Source organism: Gloeobacter violaceus PCC 7421, assembly GCF_000011385.1.
Taxonomy (GTDB): Bacteria; Cyanobacteriota; Cyanobacteriia; order Gloeobacterales; family Gloeobacteraceae; genus Gloeobacter; species Gloeobacter violaceus.
Genome location: NC_005125.1, coordinates 3,855,739 through 3,873,441 on the forward strand (window position 1 = coordinate 3,855,739; position 17,703 = coordinate 3,873,441).

12 protein-coding genes are annotated in these 17,703 nt (G+C 65.3%); 3 read left to right on the forward strand and 9 right to left on the reverse strand.

Annotation, left to right across the window (positions count from 1 at the left end):
- Positions 1 to 235: 235 nt before the first annotated feature.
- Positions 236 to 688 (reverse strand): hypothetical protein, encoded by a 453-nt coding sequence (locus GLL_RS18855; protein ID WP_407919998.1) that lies wholly within the window; start codon positions 686 to 688, stop codon positions 236 to 238.
- A gap of 238 nt (positions 689 to 926) precedes the next feature.
- Positions 927 to 1,664, reverse strand: a complete 738-nt coding sequence (locus GLL_RS18860; protein WP_011143646.1) for a MerR family transcriptional regulator — start codon at positions 1,662 to 1,664, stop codon at positions 927 to 929.
- A 409-nt stretch (positions 1,665 to 2,073) separates the two neighbouring features.
- Between GLL_RS18860 and GLL_RS18865 the strand changes: the two genes are divergently transcribed.
- The gene (locus GLL_RS18865; RefSeq protein ID WP_011143647.1) at positions 2,074 to 3,486 is read left to right on the forward strand and encodes a glycerol acyltransferase; all 1,413 of its coding nucleotides are present in this window, start codon (positions 2,074 to 2,076) and stop codon (positions 3,484 to 3,486) included.
- 48 nt (positions 3,487 to 3,534) lie between these two features.
- Here the strand turns inward: GLL_RS18865 and GLL_RS18870 are convergent, their stop codons facing one another.
- The 7 genes from GLL_RS18870 to GLL_RS18900 all read right to left on the reverse strand — a co-directional run bounded on the left by GLL_RS18870 (position 3,535) and on the right by GLL_RS18900 (position 16,243).
- A complete protein-coding gene (locus GLL_RS18870) occupies positions 3,535 to 6,141 on the reverse strand; it encodes a CHAT domain-containing tetratricopeptide repeat protein (protein ID WP_011143648.1) in 2,607 nt (868 codons plus the stop codon).
- A 39-nt stretch (positions 6,142 to 6,180) separates the two neighbouring features.
- The gene (locus tag GLL_RS18875) at positions 6,181 to 7,038 is read right to left on the reverse strand and encodes a DUF928 domain-containing protein (protein ID WP_164929350.1); all 858 of its coding nucleotides are present in this window, start codon (positions 7,036 to 7,038) and stop codon (positions 6,181 to 6,183) included.
- A gap of 37 nt (positions 7,039 to 7,075) precedes the next feature.
- On the reverse strand, positions 7,076 to 12,124 hold the full coding sequence (locus tag GLL_RS18880; protein ID WP_011143650.1) for a caspase family protein: 5,049 nt from the start codon (positions 12,122 to 12,124) through the stop codon (positions 7,076 to 7,078).
- A gap of 127 nt (positions 12,125 to 12,251) precedes the next feature.
- Positions 12,252 to 12,662, reverse strand: coding sequence for a PAS domain-containing protein (locus tag GLL_RS18885; RefSeq protein ID WP_011143651.1), 411 nt, complete (start codon positions 12,660 to 12,662; stop codon positions 12,252 to 12,254).
- A gap of 162 nt (positions 12,663 to 12,824) precedes the next feature.
- Positions 12,825 to 13,982: a DUF1822 family protein gene (locus tag GLL_RS18890; RefSeq protein ID WP_164929351.1), complete on the reverse strand. Its 1,158-nt coding sequence runs from the start codon at positions 13,980 to 13,982 to the stop codon at positions 12,825 to 12,827.
- 68 nt (positions 13,983 to 14,050) lie between these two features.
- The gene (locus tag GLL_RS18895) at positions 14,051 to 15,286 is read right to left on the reverse strand and encodes a sigma-70 family RNA polymerase sigma factor (protein ID WP_164929352.1); all 1,236 of its coding nucleotides are present in this window, start codon (positions 15,284 to 15,286) and stop codon (positions 14,051 to 14,053) included.
- A gap of 231 nt (positions 15,287 to 15,517) precedes the next feature.
- Positions 15,518 to 16,243, reverse strand: coding sequence for a hypothetical protein (locus tag GLL_RS18900; protein WP_011143654.1), 726 nt, complete (start codon positions 16,241 to 16,243; stop codon positions 15,518 to 15,520).
- A gap of 194 nt (positions 16,244 to 16,437) precedes the next feature.
- Here GLL_RS18900 and GLL_RS18905 point away from each other — a divergent pair, with 194 nt between their 5' ends.
- Both GLL_RS18905 and GLL_RS18910 read left to right on the forward strand, forming a co-directional pair.
- Entirely contained in the window at positions 16,438 to 16,779 is a 342-nt protein-coding gene (locus GLL_RS18905) for a hypothetical protein (RefSeq protein WP_164929353.1), read from the forward strand.
- The gene (locus GLL_RS18910) at positions 16,779 to 17,696 is read left to right on the forward strand and encodes an NAD(P)H-dependent glycerol-3-phosphate dehydrogenase (protein WP_011143656.1); all 918 of its coding nucleotides are present in this window, start codon (positions 16,779 to 16,781) and stop codon (positions 17,694 to 17,696) included. The genes GLL_RS18905 and GLL_RS18910 overlap by 1 nt, the downstream gene beginning before the upstream one ends.
- Positions 17,697 to 17,703: the final 7 nt, after the last annotated feature.

The window sequence follows — 17,703 nt, forward strand, 5'->3', positions numbered from 1 at the left end:
TGGGATCCGTACTCTCAATTGGAACGATTCGGAACAAGTGTGCGTGTACGCACCGCTTCGGCATCAAATCGCAAGTGGAGCTGGCTATCACAAATCGGTTGCCGACCACCCTTGAGCCCATCAGGAAGGCCGCGTCTGTGCGGACGATGTCACCTTGCAGCAATACGAAAGGGTCATCGCCTTCCTCCACGATCCCTTGCTCAATTGCCTAGCTCCTCAAGACTTTGTGGAACGTTCAAGGGGAAAGAGAGCCTTCAAGCGCAGCTGGATCCAAGATCACCTCGTCATCCGGATCGACCTCGGTCCCCTCCGGCAACAATGGCTCGAACCGTTCGACAGTAGGCAGCACAGGACTATCGCCGACCAGAGACACTGCCTGGACGAGCGTGCTGATCGTGGCATCTTCGGGGTGCCTCCGTACCGCTTGGGCCGCGGTCATCACCAGACGCAAGCCGCTTTGGATTCGACGGGTCTCACGGGCGAGACCGTACAGGCGCTGAAAATCGTCTTCAGCAAGAATACGGTACTGGCCGGACTTCGTGATCAGTGTGCCCACTACACCCGAAGCGATGGGGAGCAAACCTGCCTGGCCGGAGGTGCGGAATTGCTCAAAAGAAGTCCAAAATGGACCGGATTGCATGTCCAGGTCCGACTGGGAGCTAAGCGGAATCACCGTCTGCAAGGTCATCACCAAAAGATAAAAACATCTCGGCTAGAATCACATGCTAGCATCTGTTCCAACGAAAATCCAACGAAGATCCAACGAACTCATTGATAGTGTAGAGAGAAAGCGATGGTCCTTGCTTCCATGGCAACAGATCGGTAGTCCGTACCTAGAAAAAACTATTTTCAGGGTCATCGGGCTCACGCCGGTGTCGATAGGGAAAAAGCGCGAAAACGAGTGCATGGCGCATTGGTCCTGTTGCTTACTCCTTCGGCTTTGCCGCCGCGATTGCCCGCGAGACGTACTCAAAAATCTTGGGATCGAGTCCACCCTGGGTTCTCAGTTCCGGTTCCTGCCAGTACATGGTGCGCAGGGCTTTGTTGATGGCGGGGTTGCCGCCTGTGAACTCCTCGATCAATTCCTGCCAGCGCCGCGCCAGCTGCTGCATCGTCGGGTCCGCGGGATCGGTGCCTCGGTCCATCTCGGCGCGGACCCTGGCGATGAGCGTCGGCCACTCCGCCTCGACCGCACGGATACGTTCTTCGCCGAGCTGCTGTCTGCGCTGTTGCAGCTCTTCGAGTTGTTCGGGCGTGTAATATTTTTCCAGCATGTTCATAGCCTCGATAGTATTGATAAAGTCTTCAACGCCGACGGATTCCGTCGTGCGCAGTCGCTGTGCAATCGCTTCGAGGCGAGTGCACAGTCTTTGCTGCAACTCGATCTGCTCCTTTACATGGGCGATGTGCCGCTGAAGAACCTCGAGCGGCGAGCAGTCGGAACGCTCCAAACTCGTGCGGATTTCATCTAGAGAAAAGCCCAGCTGCCTGAGGGATTTGATCTGCTGCAGGCGGGCAATGTCGCCAGTACAGTACAAACGATGACCGCCCTCTGTGTAATGCGAAGGCGAGAGGAGGCTGATTTCGTCGTAGTAGTGCAGCGTGCGCACTGAAAGCCCCGTCTGTCGGGCCAGTTCGCCGACTTTCCAGGGTGGGGCTTGCATAGGGCATCCTCCAGTGGATCTCTGCAGGCGGATTGAACGCTGCAAATTCAGCCTATGTCCTGACGCAACGTGAGGATCAAGAGGTCACTCCAACCAACCCATCCGGACTGCGCGGAATGCTCTCGCTTTGGCGTGGTTTTTCCTGATCACACCTTGCTGCAATCAACCTCCCCGTCCCAAAATCGGTAATTATGTGGGTAGCCCCGTCCAGCCTGGAGATCGCGCTGTGCCGACCAGTGGCCGATTCGCGGTGTCTGTTCACACCCTTGCTGCCCTAGCCGTCAATCCTGGGCGGTCGACCCATTTTGGGCAGATGGCCAGAAGTATCAGTATTAATCCGGCGGCAATCGGCCGAATCGTGTCGGTGCTCTCCTAGACTGTTCAATCCGTTCCCGGGCTCGGTGCCGCCATGCGTTACGTCCGACCACGCCTCGAATTTGTCCCCCAACGGCTCAGCCTGGGGGTGGTGCGGGCCTCGCACTGGGTGCTGCCGTTCCTGCTGCGCGTTCGCACACGGCCCTGGCTGCCGGCGGGCATCGCCCGGATTGAGGCGGTAAATGCCGAAGGGTTGGTCAAGCTTTATCAGCGGTTTCAGGCGGGTGAGGTTCGCTTTTTGATGGCGTTTCGCCACCCCGAAGTCGATGATCCGATGTCCTTAATGTATCTGTTTTCTCGCATTCTGCCCGGGGTGGCCCGCCGGCAGAAAATCGCCCTCCAACTTCCCCTGCACACGCACTTTCTCTACGACCGAGGGATGCCGCTGTGGGCCGGCAACTGGCTGGAGTGGCTTTTTTCGCGGTTGGGGGGAATGCCCATCCACCGCGGCCGGGCGCTCGATTGGACCGCTATTCGCGCTGCCCGCGAACTTTTTGCAAACGGCAGCATGCCGATCACCATCGCTCCGGAAGGGGCGACCAACGGCCACAGCGAAATCGTCAGTCCCCTGGAACCTGGGGTCGCCCAGTTGGGCTTCTGGTGCGTAGATGATTTGCGCAGAGCCCAACGCTCCCAGGAAGTGCTGATTGTGCCGATTGGCGTTCAATACCGTTATCCTAAGCCGCCCTGGGCACAGTTGGACCGCCTGATGGGCCGCCTGGAAGCCGACTGCGGCTTGCCGCCTGCTCCACCTTTTGATCCGCGCGCCCGGGATGGCTTTGAAGAAGCGCTCTACGCACGGCTACTGCGTCTTGCTGAACGATTGCTCGACACGATGGAAAAGTTTTATAGCCGCTTCAACCATCGCCCACTAGAGGAATTGAGCCCAAAGATTGCAGACCTTACGGGCGATCCCCACCCACAACTGGCATTGCGTCTGCAGGCACTGCTCGACGTAGCTCTACGCACCGCCGAACGGCACTTCGGCATCGCATCTACCGGCGAGATCGCCGAGCGGTGCCGCAAGCTGGAGGAGGCGGGCTGGATAGACACCTACCGGGAAGATCTGCTGGCTCTGGGCAGGCTTTCCCGGCTGGAGCAGGATCTGGCGGATTGGGTGGCGCAAGCGGCCATTCTGCCGGTCAAGCACATGCGTCTGGTCGAGAGCTTCGTGGCCGTCACCGGCAGCTATGTGCGCGAGCGGCCGACCGCCGAACGCTTTGCCGAAACGACGCTGATTCTTTTTGATCTGGTTTCGCGCATCAAAGGGGAAAAAAACCCGCGCAGGCCCCGCTTGGGCTGGCGACAGGCGCGGATCTCTGTCGGAGAGCCCATCTCAGTCACAGAACGCTGGTCTGTTTATCACACCAGCCGCTCGGCCGCCCGGCAGGCCGTTCAGCGTCTGACTGGGGATCTACAGCAGGCTCTTGAAAAGCTCATCGACTAGTAGAGCGCTTTTCACTTGCACGGATAACGGCTGGCCGCTGTACACGTTTTAGCGCCGCCCCGGCCGCGCAAACAATTCAGCCATGGGCCGCCAGTCCCCGGAAGGGATAAAGGCCGACCAGTAGTAGGGATGGCGGAAACTGCGGCTACGGAGCATGGTCAGTTGCACCCGGCGCAACGCATCGTCACTGCCTGCCCCGGCGCGCAATTCTCGATAGAAACCGACCATCAGATCCCTGGTCGCGGTGTCCTCCACCCGCCAGAGGCTCACCAGTTGGCTTGCGGCTCCCGCCAGGGTCAGGGCGCGCCTTAGACCATAGACGCCCTCACCGCTCTCGACATCCCCAAGTCCCGTCTCGCAGGCGGAGAGCACGGCAAGTCGGGTCCCGCGCAAGTCGAGCCCGGCCACCTCCAGGGCGGTGAGCACACCGTCGTCACCACCGCTTTTACGGACGTTTACCCCCGCCAGGGCCAGCCCCGAGCGCAAGAGTGGATTTTCCGCCTGGGCAGTCGGGTGCAAAAAGAAGCCGTGGGTGGCAATGTGCAGAATGCTTGGGCCGGACGAGCGCTTGAGGGCGCTTTCGGTGGCCGCTGCCTGGGTGAGCACCCGTGCGTCCGGCAGCAGTTCGGCAAGGGCTGCGACTTCTTTGGCGGTGGCAGGGAGGGCCGCAAAACCGAGTGCATCAAACTTTCCAGCCCGCGTGTCGATTTTGCCCGCAGCAGCGAGGCGATCGACAACGGCATCCGCCCGGTCAAAATCCGGATTGGCGATCAACAGTGGTGGGTGGCGAAGAGTGGCCGGGCGGGCCAGCCGCAACAGATCCCGGCCGGAACCGAGGTACTGGATGGTAAAGCGTTCCACCAGAAATCGACCGTGCTCGTCCACCAGAGCAGCAAAGGGGATCAAATTGAGCGCCCCGTCGGGGGAGACCAGCAGCCTTCGCCGCCCGCCGAGTTTGGCGCGCACCGGCTCCATCAGTGCTCGATCGAGCCGGCGGGCGGCGGCCTTGAGTTCGGCTGTCGGCAGGGCGCTGTTGCGCACGGCATTGCGAAAGACCTGGGCTGTCGCGTCGATCGCCCGGGCCTCCCCCAGATCCACCCAGTCCAGTGCGCCGCGTCCGTCGAACAGGTAGGCCGCGTAACGCGGCGCGGCGAACTGCTCACTGAAGCGGGTGGCTTGCAAGTTGAGCGGCCGGTAGAGGATCAATTCCACCAGGACCGTTGCGCTTGGAATCTGCCTTTGTACCGACTGCGGGTCGGCCGGAGCGGAAAGGGCGACAAATTCGGCGCTGCGGCGGCTGAGGGCGGCTTCGAGGCGTTCGGCTTCGCGCTGCAAAGACTGCGCCGCACCGGTGGCGGCGGATACCGGTGCGTCCTCGCCCAGAACCCCGAAAGCCAGGGTGGCAAGCCGCGTGCGGGCGGTAGTCCATTGGTCGAGAAGCACCTGGTCGGCGGGGGCAAGGTGCGCGCGCAATGCCGCGAGGCTGCCGCTCTGGACATCGAGGATACGGCCCTTGCGCCGCAGGACGGTCGCAAAGGCCAGCCGGGCGGCGGCAGGGTCGGCGGGGGAAGAACGCAGGTGCAGCGAGATGGCCGTGTCGGCGGCAGCGGCCAGAACCTGCAAGTAATCGCGCTTGTGGCGTTCTGAACCCGCGGCGAGCGAATCCGCCAGATTGTGCTCCTGGATCTCAAGGGCGCGGGCAATCGACGTTCTGGCAAGCTCGGGCTCCCCCTGGCGGACCGCGAGCTGTGCCAAACCCTGCAGCGACTGGGCCAGACCGGGGTGGTTCGTCCCGAGCGAGGCTTCGCGGATGGCCAAGGCGCGTCGAAACAGCGGTTCCGCCTCGTCCAGGCGGCCTTGATCGAGGTAGAGCCCGGCCAGACTGTGCAGACTGCGGGCCACATCCGGGTGGTCCGGACCGTAGGCTTTTTCCCAGATGGCCCGAACGCGCAAGAACAGCGCCTCGGCCCGCTCGACTTCGCCCCGCAACCGGCACAGTATCGCGAGACCGTGCAGGCTGCGGGCCGCCTCCGGGTGCTCCTCGCCCAGGGTTTGCTTCCAGACCGCCAGCGCCTCCAGAAAATACCCTTCTGCCGCCGCATCGCCGGCGCCGCGGGCCATCAGCAGCATCGCCAGGCCGTGCAGGCTCTTGGCCACCAGCGGGTGGTCCGCACCCAGGGTCCGGCGACGGATGGCCAGGGCCCGTTCGGCGAGCGGTTGCGCTTCGGTGAGGTTGCCGCGCGCCCCGTAGAGCATCGCCAGGCCATAGAGACCCTTGGCGACCAGCGGGTGCGTCGGGCCAAAGGTGCGCTCGCGCAGGGCGAGCGTCCGCTCGAACAAAGCCTCCGCCTCGGTGTAATCGCCCTGCACCCCGTGCAAAACGGCCAGGTTGTTGAGGCTGTCGGCCACCTGCGGATGCTCCGCTCCAAGCGTCTGCTCCAGCAATTCCAGCCGCCGCCGACCGAGAACGATCGCCTCTGCGAACCGCCCGGCCGCCTGCAACGATTGAATTTGAGCGCTCAGGCGGTCCGCTTCGGCCACGGCCTGGTCCTGGGCGAAAAGTGCTCTGGGACAGCTCACCAGCAGCAGAACCGCCGCCAGCGACGCCAGCCCTCTTGCAAGCCGGTGGGGCGGCTGATACTCGGATGCGGCCATGGCTCAGGGCGCAGGAGGGGAATAGATGAACCCGCGGGTCTAGGGTCGGACGTTCGGAGCAGAAATTTGGTTCAAGGCCACAGGAAATTGCGCAATCCCTGTGAACATCGGTATGGGCAGGGCACCGGCGATCACATCGAGTCCCTCGGAGCGCAGCAGCGATTGCCAGCGCCCGGCGGCAAGTGGTGCGCCGGTTGCGGTGCGGTGCAGCGCTGCCAGCGCCGGCAGCAGATCGTACCAGTAGCCGTCCTCGGCCAGCAAAGCGGTCCGTGCCGCCGGCGGCGCCTGCTCCAGCCGCCGTCTCCAGGCAACGCCCGGCACCACCCGGCTGACCCAGGCATCCACCGTCACATTGGCCGAGGGATCGTCTAGATCGCACAGCAGCGTCACCGACCAGTGGTAATCCCGGCCCGGGGCCAGCGGCGGCGCCTCGGACGGCAGAGCGAGGGCGACGACGCCGGGGGCAAGGCCGTTGGTGTCCAGGTGGGCACGATAGAGAAGGTGCCCCTCGCGCGATTCCAGGGTAAACAGCACCGGCGGGGCGGAGGCGCCCACCGTCGGCAGGTGCCAGAGGAAGGTGGGATGGGCAGCCTGGGTCAATCCGGGCGAACTTCTGGGCGCCAGGGCGGTCAGCGGCGCCGGCACCGGTAGATCGCATCCCGCCGAGCGCAGGTGCCTGACCCGCTGCGCCGGCAGGCGGCGATCGCGCGTGCGCACGAGCTTGAAGAAGTTCTGACTTGGCGCGGCCGGTTTTTGAACCGGGCGCTCGCCAGGCGTCACCCTGGCGGGTCGGGGAGTTTTTGGGGTTTCCCCGGCCGCCGCAGGCGCTTCCCACCCCCGCCAGGCCATGTTCATCGCGAGCAGGCCCCAGGCAAGTCGATAAAGCAGTACGGGCATAGGCGGTCTTTGGCTCCGGTTCGGCACAGGCGACTAATCAATATTTGCACGGGCGGTTGGGCGTGTTGTCGGAACTGGCTGCAAGCCAATTGCAGCCGCGGGCGACAAGGCCCGCCATATCGAGCTGCCAATCATTCCAGAGCAACACGGTTTTGTCGAGGCCCGCGGAAATCACCGTCCGGCTGTCGGGGCTGAATCCGACGCTCGTCACCGGGGCAGTGTGCCCCTCGAGCACTTTGAGCAGCGTCCCGTCAAGACTCCACAACTTGACCAGGCGATCGTGCCCGGCGGTGGCGAGGGTGCGGCCGTCGGGGCTGAAGGCGAGCGCGCCGATCCAGTCTGTGTGGGCGGCCCAGTTCTGCCGCAGAAGGCCGTCGGCCTCCCAAATCCGCACCATGCCCTCCTCGCCCGCGGCGGCGAGGATTTGTCCGTCGGGGCTGTAGTGCAGCGAGTGCACCGGGCCGCTGTGCCCGCTCAACTGCCCGAGGGCGGTGCCGTCGCGCCGCCATAGCCGCACCGTGCCGTCGCCGCCGCCCGTGGCGAGGCGATCGCCCTTGGGGCTGAAGGCGACCTCAAGCACACCTCCGGGCGTGCCTCCAAAGGCGGCCTGCAATATCCCCTGCGCATTCCAGAGGCGAACGGTCTCGCCCGCGGCGGCGAGGATTTGTCCGTCGGGGCTGTAGTGCAGCGAGTGCACCGGGCCGCTGTGCCCGCTCAACTGCCCGAGGGCGGTGCCGTCGCGCCGCCATAGCCGCACCGTGCCGTCGCCGCCGCCCGTGGCGAGGCGATCGCCCTTGGGGCTGAAGGCGACCTCGATCACCGCCTGCGCGTGGCCGCGCAGGATTGCCAGCGGCTTGCCGTCACGGCTCCACAGGCGAGTCGTCCGATCGTCGCCCGCACTGGCTACGAGCGCCCCATCCGGGCTGAAGCGGGCACTCAGCACCCCGTCGGTGTGGCCATAGAGGGTTCGGCGCAGGGGCGGCTGCAGCCGCCACAGCCGCACGGTGCGGTCGAGGCTGGCGGTGGCGAGGGTCTGGCCGTCGCCACCGAAGCTGAGGGAGGTGATGTCGGAACTATGGCCCTGCAGCACCCCGGCGGGAGTGCCGTCGGGCCGCCACAGCCGCACGGTGCGGTCGAAGCCGGCGGTGGCCAGAAGCGCACCGTCCGGGCTGAAGGCGACCGCAAAGACGGCTTCGCTGTGGCCGCGCAGGGATTTGAGCCCGTGGCCTTCCCGGCTCCAGAGCCTGACCGCCCCGGTGCGGTCGCCGGAGGCGATGACGCGCCCATCGGGACTGACAGCCACCGCCAGCGCCCAGTCGCGGTGACCGCGCAGCGTGGCGCCCAGGCGGCCGTCGCGCCGCCACAACCGGATGGCGCCGTCGGCCGAGGCGGCGGCAATCAAGTCGCCGTCGGGGCTGAAGGCCAGGGCAAATACCGGATTGCCGGGATCGGCCAGGGTCCGCAGCAACCGGCCTTCGATGCTCCACACACGCACACAACCGTCGGAGCTGGCGGTGGCCAGGGTCGCCTCCCCGGGCGAGAAGCGCACGTCGTAGACACCGCGCGGATGGCGCAGCGTCGTCACCGGTCCGCCCTCGGACCGCTGCAGCGCCACGATACCGTCGTCGCGGGCCACCGCCAGCAGCCCGCCGTCGGGGCTGAAGCGCACCTGAAGGTTGGGTTTGTGATCGGTGCTGCTGGCGAGTGCCGCTATCTTGCGCACCAGGGTGCCGTCGGGACGCCACAGCCGCACCTGCCCGTCGACGCTGCCGCTCGCCAGCAGCGCCGCGCCGGGACTGAAGGCGACGCTTGTCACCCACTGCGGATGCTCGATGCGATTCCACTGCTGAACGGTGCTGAGCGCTTCGCGCAGGATGCTTTCTGTCTGGCGGGTCTGCCCGGTGTCGGCGGACAGGGTCTGCAACTGCTGTCTGCCGGCCCGGAGGGCGGCCTGCAGACCCTCCGGCCCGCGGTGGGTGCTCAAGAAGCTGCGGGCGTAGGCGGTATGGGTGGCGATCTCGTTGTGTTGGAGGTCGCCCACGAGCTTGAAGAGCACCCCGCCCAACACCGCCACCACCAGCGCCAGGGCTCCCATCGCCCCGGCCGCCAGCCTGGTGCGCACCAGCGCGCGTTGCTGGCGTTGCTGCAGGGCTGCCCGCTGCGCCAGGCACGCCTCGATGAAGCGGTTGCTGGTGGCGGTCAGCTCGTCGGCACAGCCCTGGTGCAACTCCTCAGCCTCGGCCAGCCGCGCCCCGCTGAGTAAAAATTCGTCGCTGCGGCCGCTTTGCAACCACAGGTGCGCCGCCTGCTCGATCTGTCGCTGCACCCGCAATCTGGCGCGGTTCTCCTCAAGCCACCAGCGCAAAGTCGACCAGTTGCGAATCAGCACCTCGTGGGCGACCTCCACGGTCACCTCGGCATGCAGCTGCTCGATGGCCCCGGCAATGTCATCGTCGGCAGCGGCGCCGCGCTCGATGCCGGTGCCGGCGGCCTGCCCTCTGTTTTCCTCGGTGCCAATCACAATCAAACGCGCGTCGCTGAAGGCTTTAAGCGTCTGTTCGACCAGAGCCGGGCCGTAGCGCGGCACCAGCAGATCCGCCTTGCGCACCCGCCTGCGGGTGTCGGGCATGCCTTCTCCCAACTGGGTGAGCGACAGAAAAAGCCAGTGGGCGCAGGCGCGGGCCTGCGGGCAGAGTGCGCCGAAAACCTCCTCGGCTTTGCGCTCCAGGGCGCCTTCGATGCCGCCTATCTGCTGCCGGTAGGCCCGCAGAGTGAGCCAACCGCCCGCGCGCCGCTCCCACAACTGCTCCAGGACAAATTCGAGCAACGCCAGTTCGCCGCGGCTGCGCTCGAGGTCCCGCAGCAGCACCTCCACCAGTTCCGGCTCCACCTGCAGGCCGACCTGGGCGGCCGGTTTGAGGATAATGTCGCGGTAGTCGGCCTGGCTGAGTTCGGCGGACAGGTAGACCACCGAGCGCTCCAGCAGCCGGTGCAATCCCCGCAACCGCAAAGCGCCCTCGGCACAATCCGCCCGCAGCGTGATCACCAGCTTGAAGCGATCGGGCGCATGCTCTAGGGCGCCAAGCACCAGTTCGACAAATCGGTCGCACTCCAGGGCGGCACTGAGGGTCAAAAGCTCCTCGAATTGGTCGACCACCAGCACCAGCACCGGCTGCGGCCGGGTGCGCAGCCAGCGGACAAATCCCTCCGCCCCCAGATACACCAACCCCTCCAACTCCCGGCGCTCCGTCTCGCCGGCGCCCATCGCCCCCGATTCCCCCAGCCGGGCGATCAGGTTCGCGAGCGGGTGGGTGCCCGGCTGCATCGTGCAAAGGCGCCAGCGCCCGCTGCCTGGAATCATGCCCCCCTGGCGCAGCTGTGCCATCAACCCCGCCTGCACCAGCGACGATTTTCCGCAGCCGCTCGCGCCGACCACCGCCACAAACGACCGCTCCTGCAGCCCATGGAGCAGCCGGGCCACGAGCGGACCGCGCCCGTAAAAAAATGGGGCCGCCGCTTCTGCGAAGGCCCTCAGCCCCATATAAGGGCAAATCCTGGTGTCAAAAGGTGCCGCCGAATCGCCGGGGAGCACCTCGACGATTCCCTCGACCCCAGAAAGCCAGCCTTCGAAGTGCGTGGTCTCTGCGGCAGTTTGGTCCTGCAATTGGGCTATCCATTCAGCCGCGCTCAATCCGGCCGCGGCGGCGGCCAGGGTGGTCACCAGCGCCTCCCCGAATCGCCCCGCTTCGTCGGGTGCCGATAACCCGGCCATCAGGCACAAGCCAAGGGTTTGCGGCTGCTGCTGGCTTTGTATCCAGCGGCGCACCGCCTCCAGGTTCTCGGGCTCCACGACCCAGTCGCAAACCCAGATGCGCCGGTCGGGGCGTCCCGCCTGCATCTGCTGACCCAACCACAACAGGCCCACGGCGGTGCCGCCGAGATCGAGATGCAGATCCCCGGCCCCAGTGCAGACGACCCGCCCCCCGAGGTACACCAGCACCGTCCGCGCCACCGGCGAATCGCCCGCCAGTCGCCGGGCCAGCCACTGCCTGGGGGCGGATTCGGCAGACCAGTAGCGGATGTCGAAGCGACCGAGGCGGGCCAGTTCGCGGCTGAGTTTCACGCCCACGCCCCGACCGACCGGCGATTCGATCACCAGCGCTCGGCGAGTCTGCGAAGCCCCTGCCGCCCGCAGCGCGCGGCCGAGCACCACCGGGGCCACCCCGCCGACGAAGCGCTTGGGTGTCTGTAGAGAATGGAGTCGAAAGCGCTCGATCTCGCCCCGGCGCCCTTTTTGGCGGTTCAACAGGCGCAACTGTTTGTTGATCTGATCGATATGGCGCAGGGTCTGGTAGTAGACAAATTTGTACAGGCCGTCGATATCGATCACACCCTGGCAGTCCGCCGCTTCGCCGCGCAGACCGCGAATGAGATAGTAAGTGAATACGCCGTGGCCCAGTTCGGGAAACTCCCACGAGCGCTCGCCCGCGTCGCACGAAAGCAGCGCGTAGAGACTGCGCCGCTGGGGGGCATGCCGCTGCAGAGCCGCCACCAGTCGGCCGGCCGCATCGTCGGCCTGCATCGCTCCGGCCGGGACAAACCCGGCGCCGCTGTGGCAGGCGTCCAGCCAGAGCAACTGCTGATGCGCACGGCAACTGGCCAGGGATCCCAGCAACTCCGGCAGTCCGAGGGCGGTCTGCTCCAGAGCACCCAGGCGCGTATCGGCCAGGCAAAAGAACACTTCGGTGCAGCGCCGGTCGAGCACGCCGTGGCCGGAAAAATAAAACACCACCGTGTCCTCAGGCTGCGCCTCGGCGACCAGTTGCGCCAGACTGGCGCGCACCGCCTCCAGCCGCGGCGATCGTCCGTCCTGCCCGTGGTGCACCAACTCCACACGCCGCTCGAAGCGGCCGGTGAGCTCCGCCAGGGCCGCGGCCAGTTCCCGACAATCGCAGACGGCGCACCCCAGCCCTCCCAGCCCGGGATCTGCGTAGGTATCGATGCCGACCATCAGCATCCAGAGCCTTCCCACCTCCGCCTGCTGCAGGCGGTCGTCTCGGCTGGTGCGCAGACCCAACGGCGGCATCGCTTCTCCTTATCGTACCTTTCGTACCTTCGGCGCGGCATCGCCCGGGCCTTCCCGGCTCCGCCTCTCCTGCACTCTGCCTGCTTGTAGGGCAACCCCCAGAACATCTATGCACAGAAAAGCGGTTTTAGCTTTCGTGCTGTCCGCTCTCGCCGTCGGACGCGGGCCGGATACAGGACTTGTAGGCGTCGATATCGGTACAGGTACCAAACCACTGAGCGATTCGGCCCTCGGCGTCGCGGATCGGCTGCACCTGCATCAGGTGCCACCGGTAATTCCCATCGCCGGCGCGCAATCGATATTCCATAGCGTACGATGTGCCGGTGCGCGTGGCTTTGTACCCACGCTGTAGACAACTGGGCAGATCCTTCGGGTGGACAACCGCCTTCCACCCCCAACCCTGCAGCTGTTCTCCGCTCATGCCCGTGTAGTCCAGGGCTCGCTTGTTACAACAATCGAGAGCACCGTTTGCCCTCGCAGTCCAAGCAATTTGTGGTAGACATTCAAGAAGATATCGGATGCGCCAGTCGTCGAACATTGATGAACTTACCTCCCAGCGTCATTGATAGCCATCAACGCCACCTGGCGGCCACATATTCGGATGGGATATTGCAACGAAAAATCGATTTAAGCCGCACCTTTGGGCGGATCTCAGCCACAATTTTTTACATATTTGCCGTCGATGAAAGCGACAGGGCGCTCAAGCCAACCACAAAATTTCCCGGTCGAAACCTTCCGGCTCCGGCTCGATTTCCCAGGTGAGGGCGTCGCCCGGGTCGACCGCCACCTCGACGTACAGTCGCTCGACGGGTTGCTCGGCACTATCCTCGTTGTTGACAAAGGCCTGCAGGTCTTCAGCCAACAGGCGCAGCACGAAGCCGGACGGGATCGGTGCGCCGGCTTCGGCCGCCTGCAGTTCGAACCGCCAGACGGGAACATCCGGCGATTCGACAGGCTGCAGTTGCAGTTCGTAGTCGCCTCCGGCGATGCGCAGAGGACGCGTGAGCAGCACGCCCATGGACGGTGCCCCAGGCGCGAGTCCGCGGGCACGGGTACCCTCCGGTTCGGCCCGAAGCCGCCAGCGCCGCCAGCCTGCGAGTTCGCCAAGCGGGCTGACACCCGCTTGAATCCAGTCGGGTACCGAGCGCTGTTCAGGCAGGCCCTGACGCAGCTCGTACAGTTTTTGCCGCCAGCCGCCGTGGGCCATCAGCGCCCCCCATAGGCCAAACGGCACCGTCCACTGGGGCATCGAGAGGGCCGGATCGCCCAGCCGGGTCAGCAACTGCCGGGCCTGGCCCAGCGGCAGGGTCGGCAGGGCGGCGAGCGGGGCGCGGGTCGGCTCCGCCAGCTCGAGGTGCAGAGCGGCCGGCAGACAGGCCATCTCCCGCACCAGATCGCCTGCGATCAGGCAGTATTGACGGCGCTGAGCGTCGTAAACGGCCACTTCCTTGAGGCGGCGGTGGCTGATAAAACCCCAAAGCTGCACCGCTCCCGCCTCCGGCGCCACCTGGGCGGCCAGGTAGTAATCCGCCGCCCAGGTGGGAATATCTATCCACTCCTGCGGCACGCACAGTTCGTCGGCCGCCGGTTCTTCGCCGGCAACCACCAGCAGCCGCCGCTCGCCGACGGCGAGGGCCGTCCCCGCCACCCATTGCCAGAAACTTGGCAGGGCATCATCCCCGGGCCAGACCCGGGCCGCACAGCCCGCCTCACCCAACCAGTCCAACACCCCCGCCAGCGCCAACCCACCCAGATAAGCCCGCCAGACCGCCGCCGGGGTGCCGAGCGGCTCGGCGCGTTGGCGGGCGGCTTCTTGTCCCGCTGCAGATACTTCAAGCCAGAGGTCGTTCGAATCCATGGGTACAACGCAAGTAAGTGATACCGCAGATAAAAGGACGGCGACGGCCATCGCAAGGATCGACGCGGTTATTCGCCGTGGTCGCCGTGGTAGGCTTGCAGCCACTCCTCCAGAACTGTGCCTATAGCTTCGAGTAGGGCGAGCGAAAGCGGCCTATGCAGAACCTGCGCGCAGCGTGGGGCCAGCTGTTCGAGCAATTGTGCCTTGAGGCGCTTGAGGCGGCGGTGCACCGTCCATTGCCTGATGGCAAAGCGCTCGCCAATCTCGCTCTGGGTCATCCCACCCTGGTAGTACAACCGCAACAGCTCCCGGTCGGCCTGCGGCTGCACTCGGACGATTGCCTCGCCCAAAAGCGCGTTGAGCCGTTCGCGCAACGCCTCGCGCTCCTGTTCTTGCTCCTCGGCGATTAGTCGCTCGAATTCGGACGGCTGCTGGACGACAGGCAGCGTCTCCAGCCGGTCGAGGGAGGTGCCGTCCCCGGACGCACCCCCCAGCGGACGGATATCCGGAACGAGCGCCGCGCGGACAGCCACCGCACACTGCCGCAGCCATTGCTCGAGCAGTTGCGGGGTGGGCGGCGCTCCGGCGGCCAGGCCCTGGCCGATGCTTTCGCGGTGGTACAGGGCGCAGACCCTCTGCCAGGTGGCCGGATCCGGGTCTGCAAGCCGGGCGGAATCGCGCCGGGGTGCCGGGCAGTACAGTTCGCGAAAGCAGATCCAGGCGAGCACATAACAGCGGATGGCGCGCTCATCGTAGGACACCTGCTTGAGCGATGCGCACAAAAACCGCTGCGTGACCCGCCGCAACAGCGCCCAAGGCGAGCTGATGTCGGCTTCTTGATGCTGGCGCAACGCTTCGCCGATGATGCTGTGGAAGACCGAGATGGCGTAATTGTCGAGGCTGTCGCCGCGTTCCGGCTGGAAACCGCGCAAAACCCGATCGCACTTGAGCATGCCGATCTGAAACAAATCGAACACCTCAAAACGGCTACTGGTAAAGCGGGTACTGGCCCGGTGGGCCGCCCGGTAACAGGCTTCCTGCAAATAGGCGCACAGGTGGCGCGCCGCCAGACGGCGCGCCTCAGCACCGACGGTCTGGTCGTCCTGCCAGATGCGATGCCAGTACAGCACCCAGAAGCGTCGCGAGGCATCCGCCTGCGCAAGGCGGCCGAGGGAGTGTTCGATACTCGATTGCAGCTGGGCGTCGGCGATCCAGCCCGCCGGACGGCCCATGTTCCAGCTCAAATAGGTCGAGAAAAGTTCAACAATTTCTGCGCGACGATAGAAGGGGAAGGGGCTCCTCACACGGACCTCCTTGGTGAGGGAGAGCATCCATACTCTACCTGAGTCGACTTTTTGCGATAGAAGAAATATGAAAAAATTCGGAAAACTTGAACAAGGCTGCGAAGCAGCGGGTGCTCCTCCGCAGCCCGACACTGGACTAAGGCAGCGAATCGGCTGCCGCCTGGGCGTCGACCAGACCAAAACCGTCGAAGGGCGTGTAGCCGCTACCAATAGTATTGGCAAAGGTGCCGCTCAGGGTGCCCGTGGAGGTCGTGGCGGTGAAAGTGGCGCCGGCCAGGGGGTCGGCGGAGTTGCCGAAGCCGCCGGTGGCCAGATCCCGGTCGATGCCGAAGTTGAGGGTGTCGCCGGAGTTGAAGCTTGTGAAGGTGAGGGTGAGCGTTGCGGCGGGCGCACTTGGTCCGGCGGAGGTGATGGCGGTGAGGGTGACGCCGCTGCCCCCGAGGCCGATGCGAAAGAAATTCGGATCGGTGCTGCCGGCGCCGTTGCCGGTGTGTGCACCACGGCTCCCTGGGAAGTGGTGAGGCCGACGCTGGTGACCGGCTTATGGGAGAGGGCGACAGCACTCACCCCGGCCGCCTGGCCCGCCTCGGCGGCGCGCCCGAGGGGCAGATAAGCGGAAATGGCCCCGGCCCGGTAGTGGGCATTGACGGCCACCACCTGGGCACCCAGTTTTTGAAGCGTCGGCAGCAGTTGGGCAAGTGGCACCCGCCCGTCGGGGTAGATCACCACCAATACCCGATCGCCTTGAAAATCCAGGCGCCGGTTGGAACGCAGTTGCTCGAAGCGCTCGGGTGCGCCGAGGTAGCTTTGCACCAGTTCCTTCAGGCCCGAACCGAGGTTATCGGGCACAGCGGTTTGGGACCAGGCGGGGGAGAGGGCGGCCCCGAGCCCAAAGGTCGCGGCCAAAAGCGCGAGGGTCCGGACCAAAGAGGAACGCTGGGAGTGTGCTGGGTTCATCGGTATTTCCTGTGGCAAAGGGCAATGGGCCTTGGGTGCGGACGGCAATGCGAAAATCAGCCAGGGATTGTACCAGGGGTCCAGCCACGAATTGTATAAAGTAATAATGCGTCCTCCGGTCCAAACGGACGCCTGCCCCAAACCACCGTCTCGTGCGTATGATAGTTCCAAGTCGCCTCATGCTGGTGAGTTCTATGCGCCTACTTCTTTGTCTGTTGGGCCTGCTGGTATTGAATGCGGCGGCGGCCGAAGCCCAATCGACTTCGACTGTGACGCCCAACACCCCGACCGGCCAGCCGCAGCCCGGTTCCGAGCGAGACACGACCTTCGGCACCCCCGGCGGTGGCCTGAACATGATGGATCTCATCCACCAGGCCAACATGGGCTCCGTCCGCAATATGGATCAATACAAGCGCGACCGCGACCGCGGCCTCGACGATGCGATCAACAATTTCCGGCGCACCGACGTGCGCATCACCCCGAAGATTATCAGCCCCGCTCCTGCCGGCGAGACGGTTCCATCCGAAAAACCCTGATGCGCATTGCCGTACTCGGGGGCGGCGCCTGGGGAACGACCCTGGCGGACCTTGCTGCGGCCCAGGATCATCAGGTGCGGGTGTGGTCGCGTTCGGGAGCATTGGCCCTGGGTGAAGTTCTGGCCCAGGCGGAGGCAGTGTTCAGTTGTCTGCCGATGGCGGCGGTGGCCGGGGTGATCGATCAGGTAATAGCCCTTGGGCTGCCTGCGGGGGTGATCGTGGTCAACGCCACCAAGGGGCTCGATCGCCGCACGGCCCGCCCCGCCTCCAGCCTCTGGCAGGCCCGCTTTGCCGACCATCCGCTGGTGGTGCTGTCCGGACCGAATTTGGCTGCTGAAATTCGCGCCGGGCTGCCGGCGGCCACCGTGGTGGCAAGCGCCGACGGCCAGGCGGCCGGACGCATCCAGCAATGCCTGGCCTCCGAACGCTTCCGGGTCTACACCAGTGCCGACTGGCGCGGTGTGGAGTTGGGGGGCGTGCTCAAAAACGTAATCGCCATCGCCGCCGGGGTCAGCGACGGCCTGGGCCTGGGCGCCAACGCCAAGGCCGCCCTTATCACCCGCGGTCTGGCCGAGATGATCCGGGTAGGCACCCACTGGGGGGGACTTGCCGAGACTTTTTACGGTCTGTCGGGTCTGGGGGACTTGCTCACTACCTGCAACAGTCCCCTGAGCCGCAACTACCAGGTGGGTTTTGGCCTGGGCAAAGGCCAATCTCTAGAAGCTGTTCTTGAGCGTCTCGAAGGGACCGCCGAGGGGGTGGCAACCGCCGCCATCCTCGCCGAATACGCCCAGCGCAGCGCGCTTGAAGTGCCGATTACCGATCAAATCTGCGCCGTCCTGGGCGGCCTGCGCCCCCCCACCGAAGCGCTCGCAGCCCTGATGACCCGCCGACTGCGCGAAGAGGACGGTGGTTAGGAAATAC

What these genes read in the sequence shown, in the direction of transcription:
- GLL_RS18880 (WP_011143650.1), bottom strand. Translation starts at nt 12,124, where the DNA reads ATGCCGCCGTTGGGTCTGCGCACCAGCCGAGACGACCGCCTGCAGCAG.
- GLL_RS18865 (WP_011143647.1), top strand. Translation starts at nt 2,074, where the DNA reads ATGCGTTACGTCCGACCACGCCTCGAATTTGTCCCCCAACGGCTCAGC.
- GLL_RS18885 (WP_011143651.1), bottom strand. Translation starts at nt 12,662, where the DNA reads ATGTTCGACGACTGGCGCATCCGATATCTTCTTGAATGTCTACCACAA.
- GLL_RS18870 (WP_011143648.1), bottom strand. Translation starts at nt 6,141, where the DNA reads ATGGCCGCATCCGAGTATCAGCCGCCCCACCGGCTTGCAAGAGGGCTG.
- GLL_RS18860 (WP_011143646.1), bottom strand. Translation starts at nt 1,664, where the DNA reads ATGCAAGCCCCACCCTGGAAAGTCGGCGAACTGGCCCGACAGACGGGG.
- GLL_RS18900 (WP_011143654.1), bottom strand. Translation starts at nt 16,243, where the DNA reads ATGAACCCAGCACACTCCCAGCGTTCCTCTTTGGTCCGGACCCTCGCG.
- GLL_RS18905 (WP_164929353.1), top strand. Translation starts at nt 16,438, where the DNA reads ATGCGCCTACTTCTTTGTCTGTTGGGCCTGCTGGTATTGAATGCGGCG.
- GLL_RS18875 (WP_164929350.1), bottom strand. Translation starts at nt 7,038, where the DNA reads ATGCCCGTACTGCTTTATCGACTTGCCTGGGGCCTGCTCGCGATGAAC.
- GLL_RS18890 (WP_164929351.1), bottom strand. Translation starts at nt 13,982, where the DNA reads ATGGATTCGAACGACCTCTGGCTTGAAGTATCTGCAGCGGGACAAGAA.
- GLL_RS18855 (WP_407919998.1), bottom strand. Translation starts at nt 688, where the DNA reads ATGACCTTGCAGACGGTGATTCCGCTTAGCTCCCAGTCGGACCTGGAC.
- GLL_RS18910 (WP_011143656.1), top strand. Translation starts at nt 16,779, where the DNA reads ATGCGCATTGCCGTACTCGGGGGCGGCGCCTGGGGAACGACCCTGGCG.